17 protein-coding genes and 1 pseudogene are annotated in these 15,240 nt (G+C 62.8%); 8 read left to right on the forward strand and 10 right to left on the reverse strand.

All coding sequences use genetic code 11. The features are described 5' to 3' along the window. Positions 1–263: 263 nt before the first annotated feature. Complete coding sequence (locus GA0061105_RS23235; protein ID WP_092753158.1) at positions 264–1,487, forward strand: MFS transporter; 1,224 nt, start codon at positions 264–266, stop codon at positions 1,485–1,487. Positions 1,488–1,756: 269 nt separating this feature from the next. Here the strand turns inward: GA0061105_RS23235 and GA0061105_RS23240 are convergent, their stop codons facing one another. Further along, positions 1,757–2,062 carry a Dabb family protein gene (locus tag GA0061105_RS23240; RefSeq protein WP_064692316.1) on the reverse strand — a complete coding sequence of 102 codons (306 nt, stop codon included), beginning with the start codon at positions 2,060–2,062 and terminating at the stop codon, positions 1,757–1,759. Between the two features lie 13 nt (positions 2,063–2,075). Then, a pseudogene (locus GA0061105_RS23245) lies at positions 2,076–2,770 on the reverse strand (hypothetical protein). Between the two features lie 156 nt (positions 2,771–2,926). Between GA0061105_RS23245 and GA0061105_RS33780 the strand changes: the two are divergent. Further along, positions 2,927–3,058, forward strand: coding sequence for a hypothetical protein (locus GA0061105_RS33780; RefSeq protein ID WP_280949949.1), 132 nt, complete (start codon positions 2,927–2,929; stop codon positions 3,056–3,058). Positions 3,059–3,099: 41 nt separating this feature from the next. On the opposite strand, the gene GA0061105_RS23250 is transcribed toward GA0061105_RS33780, so the two are convergent. From GA0061105_RS23250 to GA0061105_RS23265, 4 genes are all read right to left on the reverse strand, one after another. Then, positions 3,100–3,657: a TetR/AcrR family transcriptional regulator gene (locus GA0061105_RS23250; protein WP_064692314.1), complete on the reverse strand. Its 558-nt coding sequence runs from the start codon at positions 3,655–3,657 to the stop codon at positions 3,100–3,102. A gap of 20 nt (positions 3,658–3,677) precedes the next feature. After that, a complete protein-coding gene (locus tag GA0061105_RS23255; RefSeq protein WP_064692313.1) occupies positions 3,678–4,139 on the reverse strand; it encodes a nuclear transport factor 2 family protein in 462 nt (153 codons plus the stop codon). A 75-nt stretch (positions 4,140–4,214) separates the two neighbouring features. After that, the gene (locus GA0061105_RS23260; protein WP_064692674.1) at positions 4,215–5,147 is read right to left on the reverse strand and encodes a pyridoxamine 5'-phosphate oxidase family protein; all 933 of its coding nucleotides are present in this window, start codon (positions 5,145–5,147) and stop codon (positions 4,215–4,217) included. Positions 5,148–5,205: 58 nt separating this feature from the next. Beyond that, complete coding sequence (locus tag GA0061105_RS23265; protein WP_092753162.1) at positions 5,206–5,817, reverse strand: glutathione S-transferase family protein; 612 nt, start codon at positions 5,815–5,817, stop codon at positions 5,206–5,208. Between the two features lie 131 nt (positions 5,818–5,948). Here GA0061105_RS23265 and GA0061105_RS23270 point away from each other — a divergent pair, with 131 nt between their 5' ends. Then, positions 5,949–6,842, forward strand: a complete 894-nt coding sequence (locus GA0061105_RS23270) for a LysR family transcriptional regulator (protein WP_092753164.1) — start codon at positions 5,949–5,951, stop codon at positions 6,840–6,842. Between the two features lie 9 nt (positions 6,843–6,851). Here the strand turns inward: GA0061105_RS23270 and GA0061105_RS23275 are convergent, their stop codons facing one another. Both GA0061105_RS23275 and GA0061105_RS23280 read right to left on the reverse strand, forming a co-directional pair. Then, entirely contained in the window at positions 6,852–7,220 is a 369-nt protein-coding gene (locus GA0061105_RS23275) for a DUF983 domain-containing protein (protein ID WP_092753166.1), read from the reverse strand. A gap of 189 nt (positions 7,221–7,409) precedes the next feature. Continuing rightward, the gene (locus GA0061105_RS23280; protein ID WP_092753168.1) at positions 7,410–8,813 is read right to left on the reverse strand and encodes an aminotransferase-like domain-containing protein; all 1,404 of its coding nucleotides are present in this window, start codon (positions 8,811–8,813) and stop codon (positions 7,410–7,412) included. A 217-nt stretch (positions 8,814–9,030) separates the two neighbouring features. Between GA0061105_RS23280 and GA0061105_RS23285 the strand changes: the two genes are divergently transcribed. Continuing rightward, a complete protein-coding gene (locus GA0061105_RS23285; RefSeq protein WP_064692673.1) occupies positions 9,031–9,936 on the forward strand; it encodes a S1C family serine protease in 906 nt (301 codons plus the stop codon). A gap of 42 nt (positions 9,937–9,978) precedes the next feature. Here the strand turns inward: GA0061105_RS23285 and GA0061105_RS23290 are convergent, their stop codons facing one another. Further along, positions 9,979–10,863 (reverse strand): LysR family transcriptional regulator, encoded by an 885-nt coding sequence (locus tag GA0061105_RS23290; RefSeq protein ID WP_092753170.1) that lies wholly within the window; start codon positions 10,861–10,863, stop codon positions 9,979–9,981. A gap of 102 nt (positions 10,864–10,965) precedes the next feature. Here GA0061105_RS23290 and GA0061105_RS23295 point away from each other — a divergent pair, with 102 nt between their 5' ends. From GA0061105_RS23295 to GA0061105_RS23310, 4 genes are all read left to right on the forward strand, one after another. Beyond that, positions 10,966–11,583 (forward strand): NADPH-dependent F420 reductase, encoded by a 618-nt coding sequence (locus tag GA0061105_RS23295; RefSeq protein WP_092753172.1) that lies wholly within the window; start codon positions 10,966–10,968, stop codon positions 11,581–11,583. A gap of 134 nt (positions 11,584–11,717) precedes the next feature. Further along, positions 11,718–12,098, forward strand: a complete 381-nt coding sequence (locus GA0061105_RS23300) for a VOC family protein (RefSeq protein ID WP_092753174.1) — start codon at positions 11,718–11,720, stop codon at positions 12,096–12,098. A 300-nt stretch (positions 12,099–12,398) separates the two neighbouring features. Then, on the forward strand, positions 12,399–12,833 hold the full coding sequence (locus GA0061105_RS34085; protein WP_425348779.1) for a hypothetical protein: 435 nt from the start codon (positions 12,399–12,401) through the stop codon (positions 12,831–12,833). 300 nt (positions 12,834–13,133) lie between these two features. Beyond that, on the forward strand, positions 13,134–14,237 hold the full coding sequence (locus GA0061105_RS23310) for a fatty acid desaturase (protein ID WP_092753176.1): 1,104 nt from the start codon (positions 13,134–13,136) through the stop codon (positions 14,235–14,237). Positions 14,238–14,246: 9 nt separating this feature from the next. Here GA0061105_RS23310 and GA0061105_RS23315 read toward each other — a convergent pair whose 3' ends face one another. Further along, positions 14,247–15,161: an SDR family oxidoreductase gene (locus tag GA0061105_RS23315; protein WP_092753178.1), complete on the reverse strand. Its 915-nt coding sequence runs from the start codon at positions 15,159–15,161 to the stop codon at positions 14,247–14,249. Between the last annotated feature and the right edge of the window lie 79 nt (positions 15,162–15,240).

Below are 15,240 nucleotides of genomic sequence, written 5' to 3' on the forward strand. Positions count from 1 at the left end.
ACCGCGGTCATCGTTCCCGAATCGGCCCGCGTCGCCCTGATTCGGGGCGAACCGCAATCACGTCAGCCAGCCGATAGCGGCACGCACCAGAGCGCACCTGGTCGTCCTCAAATTGTACCGCTCTCTCATGTCATTCGTGCAAAGCTTCATCGGCTCGGGAAAACGCAGGCGGCTGGTGTAGCCGGATTGCCAATCGCAGCTTTCGCCGGCTGGTTGAAACTGCTAGTCCTTGCTGCCCCCTGCATTTCAGACCCTTCAGCACCATGCCAAAATACTTCCGCTTTCGTTCGGCGCAGACGGTCACCGTGCTTGCCATTACCCAGCTGATCGGCTGGGGCACGACGTTTGACATGCTCGGCGTCATGGGCCGCGCGGTGGCGCCGGATATCGGCGTGGCGAACGAGGTAGTCTTTGCCGGCCTCACGATCATGATGGTGGTCAGCGCCGTTGCCGGTCCGACGACCGGCCGCTGGCTCGGCCGCTACGGCGCTGCCCGGGTGCTTTCGGCCGCTTCGCTGATCTTCGCGCTCGGCCTCTCCTTGCTGGCCGTGGCGAACGGCATTCTGCTCTACGCCGCCGCCTGGCTCGTCATCGGCATCGGCGGCGCATTGGGTCTCTCGGCACCGGCCTATACCGCCGTCGTCGAACGCGAAGGGATCAACGGCAAACGCGTCATCGCCATCCTCATGCTGTTCACCGGGCTGTCGAGCACCATCTTCTGGCCAATCCTCAGCCTGCTCAACGAGGCGGTCGGCTGGCGGCTCACCTTTGTTTTCTGCGCGGCGCTGCAATTCTTCGTCTGCCTGCCGCTGCATCTTTTCGCTCTTCCGAAGCCGATCGTGCCACATGCCGAGGGCAGCGCGGCGGAGATCGCCCCAGTGCCATTGTCGAAGACGGCGCAGCGCAAGGCCTTCCTGCTGATTGCCGCGGTGGCGACGATCTCATCCTTCGTCACCTTCGGCATCGCTCCATCGCTGATCGAAATCTTCCGCCAGTCCGGCGCTTCACCGGCGCTGGCGCTGCAGCTCGGCTCGGCGCGCGGCGCCCTCGGCATCTCGGCCCGTTTTCTCGACATGCTGCTCGGCCGCCGCGGCAGCCCCATCCTCAGCGCCGTCATGGGCATCGGCCTGACACTGATCAGCTTTCTGATCATGCTCACGGCCGGCCCATCGACGCCGGTGCTCGTCACCTTCATCCTGCTCTACGGCTTCGGCTCGGGGGTCATGGCCGTCGCCCGGGCCCTGCTGCCGCTGGCGCTGTTCTCGCCGAGCGAATTCGGCCTGCATTCGGCCCGGCTGTCCCTGCCGCAGAACCTCGCCAATGCCATCGCTCCCGTTATCTTCACCGCCATTCTAGACCGTGCCGGCACCGGTCCGGCGCTGCTCGCCTGCGCCTTTCTGTCCGCATTGGCGCTCACCCTCGTGCTGATGCTGATGGCGCTGGTGCGGGGTGCCAGGGCATCGGAGCCGAGGCCGGTCGTTTCGTGAGACTTGGGGCTGCAAGTCAGTCGTGCTGATTATCTCTCGCTTATCATCCGCGCCCGCCACGGCTGTTCCGACGAACAAAGATCCGTCGTGATCGGCGAGGCTTTTGAATGGTTTGTGGCGGCTTTCTCGAAAAGTGATTCCGGTGGCTCAGAAGGTGCGTCAGCGTCGGCAACGACCAGAATCCGAAAAATCGCTCATCCACCTGACAACAAAGAAAAAACTGCAATATCAGCCATCACCCGAAGCAGGGCTGCCGGAGGCTGCCGGCGTCAGAGCGGCCGCGTCACGGCCGTGCGGCTGTCGTAATCGGCGGCGATGCGCTTTTCCCGGAGCGGGCGCACGCGCTCGATCGAGCGCTGATAATCGGGGTGTGCCTTATAAGCGGCGAGAGCCGCCTGATCGTCGAATTCGCCATAGACCACGAGGTCGATCTCGGTGCCCAGCTGGTCGGTCTTCACATTGGTGCCGATTTCCAGCAGCCGCGCGTGCGGAATGCCGGTCAGGATCGAAAGCCCCGCCCTCACCTCCTCCAGATGTTCCTCCTTTACGGTGAAGAAGACGATATGGCGGATCACGCGGGAGCTCCTGTCAGGTTCCAGAGGGGTCAGCCCGCGCGATAACACGCGGGCGGCGGCCCTTCAACCGCGCTGCCTGCCCGGCGCGGCATTCGGACGCATCGCCGCATTGAAAGCCCTGGCGTAACCGGCGAGCTTTTCGGCCCGGTCGGTGCCGTTGACGATGCGGCGCGCATTTACCCAGTCCTCGGTCGTCTCATTCAGGTGATCGGCGAGTTTATGGCCGGTAAAGCTGCCCTGCAGCATGCCTTCGATCAGAATCGTCACGGCCGCTTCCATCTCCATCGCCCGGTCGGGATCAGCGACGAGGTCGATGCCCGTCAGCACGCTCATCGCCTCGTAGTTCCGTTTATGGGTGAGCTGCACCAGCCCGCGCCCGAGCCAGCAGCGGCCATCCTCGTCCGCCCGCCAATACGGCGTCTTCACCCAGGAGAGCCGGCCTGCGGCAAAGGCTGACTCCAGGATCTCGACCGCGCGCATGTCGCTTTCAGCCAGCGTCTCGCGCACCGGCTGCATGGTATAGGCCGTTTCATGATAAGCGGTCGCGAGGATATAGGCGAGCCATCGGCGGTCGGCCTGAGCAAACCGCTTTTCCCAGGCATCGACAATCGCCGTCATGCCCACCACCTGAGGCTGAGTCAGCTCGCCTTTGAAAAGCTCTTGCCGCACCGCATCAAAAAAGAATATCCGGTCCATGTGGACAACCATTCCGCGCTTCCCGTGAACCTGATGGTTAAAACCGTCTTAATCGATTAAAATAAACTTAATCGTTTGAAGTGCCTAAGCCCCTGATTTACACGCCTTTTGTCTTGTGCAATGCATCTTTCTGCCCTGAAGCCTTACCACCACAAGAGGAGACTTCCGATGCAGACGCCTGCCACCACGCAAACCACCATTCCCCAGCATGTCGTTGACCAGATGGAAAATGAATGGCGCCAGATTCGCCTTGAGCGGGAAAACACCCGCCCGACCCGGCAGCCTCAACAACAACGCTGACAGATACAGGCAAAACGGCGCAGATGTAAGGCCCGCGGTCATCACGTCGCAGCCTCAAGCCGGTTCGCCAGCGTTTCCAGCGCACGGGTGAAGACCGCTCCATCTCGCAGTGCGCGCGACAACACCAACGCGCCCTGGATGCCGCAGACGCCTTCCTCAGCAAGCGTCTGCGCCTTCTTCTCAGCACAGCCAGCCCGCATCAGCGCCGAACGCAACGCCTCGGTCCAGCGGATGAAATAGTCGCCGATCGCCTCCGAAAACCGCTCCCGGGTGTCGTCGAGCGCGAAGGCGCCAACGAGGCAGATACGGCCGCCGCCGCGGAAATAATCATTGACGTTGACCCACATCGCCGCGATCGCCTGATGGGCGTCGTCGTCCCTCAGCGGCCGATAGATCGCCTGTTCGAACCAGGCATCGATATCGGCGAGCACAGCGCCGGCCATCTCCTCCTTGCCGCCAGGAAAGAAGTGATACAGGCTGCCCTTGCCGATGCCCGTGCGTTCGGTGATGCGGCTGAGCGTGGCACCTTCATAGCCGAGCTCGCGGAAGGTTTCTGCGAGCAGCGGTATGATGTCGGCGCGTTCATAGACGGTCTTCACCGGTCCAAGTTCATCCTACTCTAGAGGCCGAGCTCGCTCAGGCCGGGATGGTCATCCGGCCGCCGGCCGAGCGGCCAGTGGTATTTACGATCCGTTTCCCGGATCGGCAGATCGTTGATGCAGGCAAAACGACGCTGCATCAAGCCGGTCGCATCGAATTCCCAATTCTCATTGCCGTAGGAGCGGAACCAGTTGCCGCTGTCATCGTGCCATTCATAGGCAAAACGCACGGCGATGCGATTGTCGCCGAAGGCCCAGATTTCCTTGATCAGACGGTAATCCAGCTCTTTGGCCCATTTGCGCGTAAGGAAAGCGACGATCTCGGCGCGGCCGTTGATGAATTCGGCGCGGTTCCGCCAGCAGCTGTCCGGCGTATAGACGAGCGACACACGCTCGGGATCGCGGCTGTTCCAGCCGTCCTCGGCAAGACGGACTTTCCGAGTGGCGGTCTCGAGGGTGAACGGCGGGACGAGGCTGGACATGATATTCTCCTGTACTGATATGTCCCCACTGTACCTATCGGTACAATGTTATGCAAGTGACGGGCTGACACCTTCTCAGCGGTCGAGATTGCGGCTCCAGCGCAACGGCAGCGCATCCGGGCGTAGGACAATGATCTCGGGCGTAAAGCGCCATAGCCTTTCCGCCCTTTCAAAGCCGGCGATCTCAGGCGAAGACAGCAATATCTCGGTCTTTCCAGTCATCTGCAGCATATCGCCGGTTTCAAAATCGACGAAGACCAGGCCAGCCTTCGGGTTGACGAGAAGATTGCCGAGCGTGTTGAAGAACCGGTTGCCGGGAAAATCGGGGATGGTCAGCATGCCGTCAGCGTCGAGCCGCACGAAGCCGGGACTGCCGCCGCGATGGGAGACATCGACCTGCCGCTCGCCATTATCGCGATCGACATAGGAGGCGACGAAAAACGTATCGGCGCCCTCGATCATCCGCCGCGCCCAGTCGTCGAGGTTGACGAAGTGAAGCGGCCGGATCGCTGTGGGCATATCGGGATCGCGGACAAAGGCGGCTGAGCGCGGCTGGATATATTGCGGGCAATTGCCGAAGCTCTGGCCGACCCGCAGGCGGAAAGCCTCGGCATTCGTCCTGCGGATGACTCCGTTCAGCCGATTGCGCCTGCGGGTCTCCAGCTGAATGCCGAGCAGCGCGATCGCGTCTCCATTTTCCATGCCGGCATCGGCGGGATCGTCCGGATCGCGCTGCATATCGACGTCGAGAGCCTCAGGCTCAGGCGAGGACATGAACCCGGGGCGCCCCGCCCGCACCGTCGCCCAGACATCACCCTTGGCGTCGACCGCGCCGAGCACGACGAAAGGCAGCATTGGAAAGAAGGCGCGGTGCTGTTCGGGCATGGCCTTGCGGATGAAATTGCGGCCCGGCCCGTCCATGCGTTCGACCACGCCGATGCTCCGCTGCATGGCAAGTTCGCCCTCATGCCAGGGCGATGCGGCATCCTCTCTTGTCTCGTTCAGCATCATGGCCTCCTTGCGGGATCATCAGAAGGCCGGGGCGGTGCTCCGCCCCGGCGGCTGTTCATGCGGCAAGGCCGACCTTCGTCTTGCGGAAACCGACGAAACCCGGCAGCGCCTCGATGCGCGCAAGCCATGCGCCGACGCCCGGATAGGCCGAGGTGTCGACATTGCCCTCCGGCGCATTGGCGATGTAGCTGTAAAGCGCGACGTCGGCGATGGTCGGCTTGTCGCCGAGCAGGAAGCTGCGGCCGGAGAGTTCCGCCTCGACCAGTGCGAGGATTCGGTGCGCCCGGGCAATCACCTCCTGCGTGCGGAAATCGGCGCCGAAGACGGTGACCAGGCGAGCGGCACATGGCCCGTAGGCGATCTCGCCGGCAGCGACCGACAGCCATTTCTGTATCCGCGCCGCCGCAACCGCTTCCTCCGGCAGCCAATCCGTGCGGCCGTATTTGCGCGAGAGATAGACGAGGATGGCGGAGGAATCGGCAATGACCGTGCCATCATCATCGAGAACCGGCACCTGGCCGAAGGGATTGAGCTTGAGGAAATCTGGCGCCTTGTGAGCGCCTGCCGCCAAGTCGACCTCGACCAGTTCATAGCGAGCGTCAAGCAGCGACAGGAAAAGATGGGCCCGATGCGAATGGCCGGAAAGCGGGTGATGATAGAGTTTCATGATGTCTCCTCTGGGACGGACGCGATTGGCGATGGCTGCTCGGAACCATCCGCTGCGAATCTACGGCCTTCCACCAAGGTGCAGTAGAATGCTAATCCGAGAGCCGGATTTCCAATTTCTGGAAGGATATGATGGACCGCCTCGAAGCCATGACAGTACTTCTCGCCGTCGTCGAACAGGGCAGCCTGTCGGCCGCCTCACGGCATCTGCGCTCGCCGCTTGCCACCGTCAGCCGCAAGGTTTCGGAACTGGAAGCGCATCTCGGCTCGCGGCTCCTGCAAAGGACCAACCGGAAGATCGCGCTGACGGAGGCCGGCCGCTCCTATGTCGAGGCGGCGCGGGAAATTCTCGACCGTGTGGAAGAGGCGGAACGGGCGGCGGCCGGCGAATACAGCGCGCCGAAGGGCGAGTTGACGATGACGGCGCCGATCGTCTTCGGGCGGCTGCATGTCCTGCCTGTCGTGGTGGATTTTCTGAAGGCCTATCCCGACATCAATCTGCGGCTGATGCTCGGCGACCGGCTGGCGAACCTTGTCGAGGATCATATCGACCTCGCGCTGCGGATCGGCAACCTAGCCGACAGCAACCTGATCGCTACAAGGCTCGGCGCGATCCGCCGCAGGGTCTACGCCAGCCCGGATTATCTCGCCCGGCAGGCTGCAATTCGCCGCCCCAGCGATCTGTCCGTGCATGACTGTATCACCTTCGAGGGCATGGCCTCGACGCACAGCTGGACATTCATCGATAACAAGCGGGAACTCCCTGTGCCGATCCGCTCGCGGCTTGCCGTCAACACCGCCGAGGCGGCTGTGGATGCCGCCGTTTCCGGCCTCGGCATCACCCGCGTGCTCTCCTACCAGGCCGCCCACGCGGAGGCCGCAGGCCAGCTGGTGCCGCTGCTCACCGATTTCGAACCGCAGCCGGCGCCGGTGCATCTCGTCTACCCCTCGCAGGGGCTGGTGCCGCTGAAACTGCGCGCGCTGATCGACTTCGCGACGCCGCGCCTCCGCGCCGCGCTGAAATAGCCCGCAGCGTCAGGCCAGCTTGCCCTCTTCGGCCTTGTAGAAATACTGGCTGGCGACCAGCCAGCCTTTCAGCGGCCTGAGCGGCGGAATGCAGGTGGCGAGCATGAAGGGACCTGTGACGAGAAGATGCGCCCAGATCGGCGCCGAGAAAGCCACCTCCAGCCAGACGCCGAGCAGCACGCTTGGAATGCAGGCGAAGCAGATGACGAAGAAGGCCGGGCCGTCGGCCGGATCGGCGAAAGAGTAATCGAGGCCGCAGGCTTCGCACTGCGGCTGCAGCGTCAGGAACCCCTTAAACATATTGCCCTGGCCACAGCGCGGGCAGCGGCCCCTGATGCCGGTCTGCATCGGAGGAAGCGGGGGATATTCGGCGTCCATGGTGACCTCTTCCTGTCTCGCGGCTCATTCAATGCCGCACAATGTATGCATTCAATATAAATACATTGAGCAAAGTGCACCAATCAATCTGTCACAATGCCGCAGCAGTCCCCCACCGGTCGGGCGTCGCCGACTGCTGGAAACTCCATTCGAGAATGGCGTGGCAGGCTCAGCCGCGGCGTCGCCGGATCAGAAGAACGAGGCCGCCATCTCCGGCGGACCTTCCAGCGCGTGGGCCATGAACTCCAGCACGCCCTGCAATCTCTCCCGTGGGATCGGGCCGCCGAGGCAGACCCGCACCGCCTCGGGTGCGACGCCATCGACCGTGAAGGCGTCGCTTGCCACCACGCCGATGCCGGAGGAACGCATATGGCTGCCGAAGGTGGAGCGGGTCCAACTGTTGGTCAGAGGCAGCCAGATGTTGAAACTGATCGGGTCGGCGCGGTAGCTGCCGGCGGGCAGGATGGCCGCGACCATCTGCTGGCGGGCGGCCGCCTCGGCGCGGATGAAGCGCAGGATCGCATCGGCCGTGCCGTCCTCGATCCAGCGGGTGGCAAGCGCCATATTCAGGGGCGAAGCCATGACATTATTGGCGCGCATGGCGCTGACGAAAGGCCAAACCGCCCTGGTATCGGGTGCCAGGACATAGGCAAGGCGCAGGCCTGCGCCGAGGCATTTGGCCAAGCCGCCGATATGCCAGGTCAATTCCGGGGCCATTGCCGCAAGCGGCGCAGGCCCTTCCGACGGAACGAAACCGTAGGCGTCGTCCTCGACGATCGGCAGACGATATTTGCGGGCGACGGCGGCGATTTCCTCGCGGCGGCCGGCCGGGATTGTCAGCGTCGTCGGGTTTTGCAGAGTCGGATTGAGATAGAGCGCCTTCGGCTTCAACCGCTCGCAGGCTCCGGCCAGAGCATCGGGCAGGATCCCGTATCCGTCCATCGGCAGGCCGGCAAGATTGAGCCGTAACTGTGCGGCGATCGAACGTATGCCGGGATAGGTGATGATTTCCGAAAGCACGGTCTCGCCGGGCTTTGCCAGCAGCCCGAGGATCGCCAGCAGCGCCGGATGGGCACCCGGCGTGACGAATATCCGCTCCTGCGAGGGCACCAGGCCGCGTCGGCCGAGCCAGGCGGCGGCAGCTTCCCTGTCCATGTCGGATCCGCCGAAGCCTTGATAGCGCAGAAGCGGGACGAGGCTCGCCGCCACTGCCGAGATGCCCTCGCGCATGCGTGCGATCAGCTCCGGATCGTCCGGCTCCGGCGGCAGATTCATCGAGAGATCGGCAACGGACGCACGGCGGGGGTCGGGCCCGGTGTCGGCGCTCAAATCCTGGCGCTGCTTGATCGCAGCGCCAGTGACGAAAGTGCCCCGGCCGACATGGGAATCCACGAGACCGCGCTTCTGCGCCTCGACGTAACCTCTCGCCACCGTCGTGAAATCGACGTTCAGCCGTTTGGCAAGTTCACGCTGCGGCGGCAGCCGGTCACCGACCATCAGATGCCCGCTGCGCAGATCCATTTCGATCAGGTCGGCGATCGCCATGTAACGGGGGCTGCTGCTGCGGCTGAGATCTGGATGCCAGTCCTTCATGTCGTGATCCGTGTGCGTCTGATTCCTGGATTGACTGTATATTGTTGCACGCCGCGCTGTCACCCCCTCAGACATTCCGGCATTCCTCCATGCCGGGAGCTGCGGTTGTGGAAATTCCCGCCGCTCCAACCTTGCCGCCGCCGCTTCATCTCCTTACCTATGGAGGGAGAAGTGCCGGTTTTCGGCGTTGCGCGGCGGCGCCCATCGGGATGAAAGCATGAATATCGATCCGATCCTGCGGTCAGTCGTGGCCGTCCGCTCCTCCATTCCGGAAGATGCCTTCACAGCGGAGACGCTGGGCACCGTCCGGGAGGGCAGCGGCGTGGTCATTCGCGATAATGGGCTGGTGCTGACGATCGGTTATCTCATCACCGAAGCTGAGGAAGTCTGGCTGACGACCCAGGATGGCCGAGTTGTTCCCGCCCATCCGCTTGCCTACGACCAGGAGAGCGGATTCGGCTTGGTGCAGGCGCTCGGCGTCCTGGACGCGCCGGCGGTGGATTTCGGCGATGCCGCCGTGGCCAAACCCGGCGATCCCGTCGTGCTGGTCGACGGCATCGGCGAATTCGTCCAGGCAAATATCGTGGCCCGGCAGGAATTTGCAGGTTATTGGGAATATCTGCTGGAAGAGGCGATTTTTACCGCACCGGCCCATCCCGCATGGGGCGGCGCGCCCCTGATCGGCGCGGACGGCAAGCTTCTCGGCATCGGTTCGCTTCGCCTGCAGATGAGCCAGGACGGCGAGGTCGCCGATATCAACATGGTCGTTCCGATCGACCTTTTGCCGCCGATCCTGGACGATCTGTTGAACCGTGGCAAGGTCAACAAGCCGCCGCGGCCATGGCTCGGCGCATTCTCCGCCGAGAGCAATGGCGGCGTGGTGGTGATGAGCGTGACCGAAGGCGGTCCGGCCGCCGAGGCGGGCCTGCGTCAGGGCGATATCATTTCGGAGATCCGCGACGAAGAGGTCGATGGCCTGGCCGATTTCTACCGCAAGCTCTGGAGCAGCGGCCCGGCCGGCGCCGAGATTCCGATGCGGATCCTGCGAAACGGCCGGGAGGCTTGGCTGCGCGTCAAATCCGCCGACCGCAACAGCTTTCTGAAAAAGCCGCAGTTGCAGTAAGGCCGCACCGCCGTTCGCGCCTTCTGCCCCTTGCAAATCCTATCAGCGCAAATCCCCCGCGATCCAGTCGATCACCGCTTTCACCCGTCGCGGCACGAATTGCCGCGACGGGTGAACCGCATGGATTGGCAGGCTGGACTTGTGCCATTCGGCGAGCACCTCGGTCAGCCGTCCAGCGGCGATGTCCTCCTCTACCAGGATCAGCGGCGCATAGATGATGCCCGCGCCTTCGACCGCAGCAACCCGCATGGCTTCACCGTTGTCGATCCCGATATTGCTGTTGATCTTTGCCGACAGCACCCGTCCATCCTGACCTTCAAAATGCCATTGATCGCGGGGGACGAGGTTAAGGCTGAGGAGGCAACGATGCTGTTCCAGTTGCTCGGGATGGCTCGGCACGCCGGCTCTGTCGAGATAGCCGGGAGAGGCGCAGCAAACGAAGCGGTAAGTGCCTATCCTCCTTGCGATCAATGAAGACGGCCGCAGATGCGCCACTCGAATGGCGAGGTCATAACCTTCCGCGATCAAATCGACGTTCCGGTCGCTAAGGTTGAGGTCCAGGCTGACGGCGGGATGCTGATTGGCAAAGCGGGCGATCGACGACGCCAGCCTTTTTACCCCGAGAGTAGTCGGGCCGCTGATGCGGAGATGGCCAGAGATCTCGTGGTTCTGCGGACCGGCGAGGTCGTTCAACCGCTCCAACTCATCGATGACCCTGCTTGCCCTCTCCAGAAATCTGACGCCGATCTCGGTGAGCCTTTGTGTCCGGGTGGTGCGCTCGATCAGCTTGACGCCATAATCCGCTTCCAGAGCCTGAAGGCGGCGGCCCACCATCGCCGGCGACAGGTTGAGCCTGGCTGCAGCTTTCGCGAAGCTGCCGGCCGTGGCCACGGCTATAAAGGTCTGCAAATTGGTGAGATCGTTCATTCGATACTTTTATGCAATTATGTTCCGTCATTCAACGTCATTAATTATGGGATCGCGGTGGGCTATATCCGGATCGTTCAACCTGACGAAGGGATCGCTCACATGAAAACAGCTATTATCGGAACCGGAAACATGGGGGCTGGCTTGGCCCGGCGCCTGGCAGGCAAGCGCGATCTGATCCTCGCCTCGCGCAACGAGGCCGCGGCAACGTCGCTTGCGGAAGAGATCGGTGCTGCGAGCGTCCCGATCCTGTCGGCCGTGGCCGAAGCCGATATTCTGGTTCTAGCCCTGCCTTATGCCTCGGCGCTCGAAGTTGCCGGAACAGCGCCGTTGCAGGCTAAAATCGTCGTCGACATTACCAATCCGCTCAAGCCTGATTTCTCCGGCCTGCTATTTGGCCACGACACGTCGGCAGCCGAGGAGATCCAACGCAGGGCCGAAGGCGCCAAAGTCGTGAAAGCCTTCAACACGATCTTTGCCGAGCTGCTGGCGGCCCCAGCAAAACAGACCGCCAATATTCCGGTGTTCCTGGCTGGTGACGACGATGCGGTCGAAACCGCCGCAGCCCTGGTGAGGGACGCCGACTTCGCTGTCGAGAAGACTGGCTCGCTCGATGCCGCCCGCCTGCTCGAACCGCTGGGAATGCTCAATATCCGGCTGGGTTACGGCTTGGGTCGCGGTACGGCTATTGCCCCGAAATGGGCTAGCGTCGACGGCTGAGATAACGACCGGCCTCGCTCAACGCCGGGCCACTCGTTTTAATCCGATTTCCCGACAATCCGTTCGTTGACTTGCAGCGGCCCGCGAAAGATGCTGCACTGCATTCGTTTTGGAACGAACGGAGTTTGCGGATCATGTTCGATCATATCTCCATCGGCGTTAAAGACCTCGATAGAGCCCGCCATTTCTACGATGCGGCGCTGGCGCCGCTCGGATATCAGCGGCTGTCGAATTCCGGCGGTGTGATCGGCTACGGCCCGGAACGGGTCGGCCTATGGGTGATGCAGGTCGCGCATCCCGTCGTCGCCGACCTGCAATCCGGGCTGCATTTCTGCTTCGTCGCGACAAGCGAGGCCGCGGTCGACGGTTTTTATGCGGCCGCAATCGCATCCGGCGGCGCCGATAACGGTGAACCGGGCATCCGGCCGGATTACGGCCGATTCTATTACGCCGCCTTCGTCATCGATCCTGACGGGTACCGCCTCGAAGCCTATTTCGATAAGGGTGAGTTGTAAACGGTTCCAAACGAGCTCTGATCGAGCCTAAAGCTCGCCGGATCCAATGCTTTCGATGCAGGTGCGGCGGCAAGCCACATGCAGTATCGGCTGCCGGACCGCCCGCCTATCAGGGCGCGGAATGATGGTCACTGCCCGGCATCTCGAACGGTGGGCCGCGCCTGCGCCAGAGGGTCTGTCGGGGCAAGAATCCGGTTGCGTTGCCCCGGTGAAAGGCGCATGGTTTCAGCTTCGGCAGCCATTGCACGGGCGCTGCCGATTGAGGGTTCACACCCCCGCCCCGACGAAAGGAGGACTTCGATGTCTTCCAGTTCCGATAAGCCACATTTGACATCGTCAGATCTCGACATGCTTCAGGGCGTTCTCGAGGCTGCCGGATACGACGCAAGAATTCGGGCCGCCGACGACCAGGTTTGTAACGCCGCAGCCATGCTGTTGATCAGAAAGTTCCAGGAGGGCGTCACCTCGCCGGCCATGCTGTTGCGGGCGCTCGAATATCATTTTGGCAAACCGAGAAAGCAACCGAAATCCGTCACGCCCGTCTGTAACCGCTATGCTATACAGGGGCTGCCCGCGAGCGCCGCGCCTCAGGCTAGTTCAGGGCGGATCACGCGCGCGCAGGCTAGCGCCTTCCATTCATCCAGAGGGAGATACATCCATGGCAAAGGGACAGATGAGAAGCAATCGCGAGGTCCGGAAACCGAAGAAGGACAAGCAGGGGGCGAAGGTGGATAGCACATTCGCCAACCAGATGAAGACGGCGACCCAGAGCGCACCGCACGGCAGTGCTGCGAAGAAGTAAGCGCCCATCGCCTGCAGCCTCTCGCCTTCGCCGGCACAGAGCAAGCGCAGATCGAGAACGATTTGCGCTTTGGATGATGTGCGGTTAAAAGCGGCGGCGCGTCCTGCCGGACGCCGGACGAGTGACCGTATTTTCGAAAACGCCGGAAGGTGCCCGCATAGCATGACCCTTGTTACAACAATTGGCCGCGTCGAGACTTCGTCGCCGGCCGCTGCCTTTCGCTGCATTCTTTCGTGATCGAATCCGCCCGCCGCTACGAGAGCGATGAAATCCTGGTCGCCGCTTTCGATGCGCCCAGTGAAAACCCAGAGAAACCCGCGGGACATGCAGACACTTCCGCCGAGAAGGCCTGGCTGAAGATTCTTGCCGGATATCGCCAGCCGCGGGCCGCACGAAGCGCCTACGAGCTTGCCGTCACGGCTATCCCTTTCGCGCTGTTCTGGGCCGCGGCCTGGGCGGCCCTTCACTACGGCTTCTGGCCCGGTCTGATCCTGGTCGTTCCCGCCGCTGCCTTCCTGCTCCGACTGTTCATGATCCAGCATGATTGCGGCCACGGCTCGTTTTTTGCCCGTCGCCGCCTCGACGACTGGGTCGGACGCACGATCGGCATTCTGACGCTGACGCCTTACGACTATTGGCGCCGGGCGCATGCCGAACACCACGCCTCGGCGGGAAATCTAGACGAGCGCGGCGTCGGCGACATCGAGACGCTGACGATCGCCGAATATAACGCGCTGTCGCGCCGCGGCCGGCTCGCCTACCGGCTCTACCGGCACCCGGCCGTGATGTTCGGGATCGGGCCGGCATGGCTGTTCATCTTCAAGCAGCGCCTGCCTTTCGGCATGATGCGCTCCGGCGCCCTGCCCTGGGTCTCGACCATGGCGACCAACCTTGCCATCGCGCTGGTCTCCGCACTGCTGATCTGGGCCGCCGGGGTCACTCCCTTCCTGCTGGTGCATCTTCCGATCGTGCTTCTGGCGGGGGCGGCCGGCGTCTGGTTGTTCTACGTCCAACATCAGTTCGAAGAGACGCATTGGTCGAAGAAGCCGGACTGGCAATTCCAGCATGCGGCTCTGCACGGCGCCTCGCATTACGATCTGCCGCCGGTACTGCGCTGGATCACCGGCAATATTGGCATCCACCACGTGCATCATCTGTCGAGCCGGGTTCCCTATTACCGGCTGCCGGAAGTGCTGCAGGACCATCCCGAGCTTGCCGATGTCGGCCGCATCACGCTCATGGACAGCCTGCGTTGCGTCAAGCTGGTACTGTGGGACGAACAGACGAAGCGGCTGGTCTCGTTTCGCGACGCAGCACGGCTCGCTGCCGCACGATAACCAGCCGTTTTAGCGGTAGCCGGTTACATCGGCCGGTTTGCCCGGCTCCTGTACTTCCACAAGGTAGCGCCAGCAATCCGGCCGCGAACCATCGACGTCGTCGAAGCCGTAGACCTTGGCCAGTCCGCCGCTCGACAGCGACTGGCCGTTCCAACGGGCGCGCTCGGGATCGGCTGATATGGCAGCGATCGCACGGCCGACGAAGCGCGGCGTTTCGGAAATGGCGAAATGCGGCTGCGCCTCGATCGCGTCGCGCCAGTTCTCCTCACGCACGCCATAGGCCTCCAGCATCATCTCGGAGCGTAGCCAGCCGGGCGTGATCGAAACGGCGGTGGCGCCGTGTTTGGCCAAATCCTGCGCGTGCGCCCAGGCCATGCGGGTGACGCCCGTCTTGACGAGGTCGTAGAAGGGCGACAGCCGGTAATGGTTCGCATTGTACTCGGCCGTGCCGTCGGTCACCTCCACCAGCAACCCGCCCGGCCGCTCGATCACCAGCGCCAGCGCATAATGGGCAGTGATCAGATGGGTCTCGATGCCGAGTTGCAGCATGCGCAGGCCCTTGTCGAGCGAATGGTCCCAGACGGGTTTGTCCCATTCGAACAGTTTTTCGCAACCCCAGATGTCGTTGACGAGAATATCGAGGCGGCCGGCCTCGCTGCGGATGCGGGCGACCAGCGCCTCGACCTGCGCCGCGACGAGATGATCCACCGGCACCGCAATGCCCTTGCCACCAGCCGAGGTTACCAGGTCGGCCGTCTCCTCGATCGTTTCCGGCCTCATATATTCGGATGGCCGGGCGCGTGTCGTGCGACCCGTCACATAGACAGTGGCGCCGGCAGCGCCGAGTTCCACCGCGATGCCGCGACCGGCACCACGCGTCGCCCCCGCCACCAAGGCCACTTTCCCTCGCAAATCCGCTGTCACGTCTCCGTCCTCCAAGCTAGAACCGAGCGGCGGCCGGCAAGCCGCCTTAGTTGAATATAAACGAATGTTCGTTCATAAT

It is taken from the genome of Rhizobium aethiopicum, assembly GCF_900094625.1.
Taxonomy (GTDB): domain Bacteria; phylum Pseudomonadota; class Alphaproteobacteria; order Rhizobiales; family Rhizobiaceae; genus Rhizobium; species Rhizobium aethiopicum.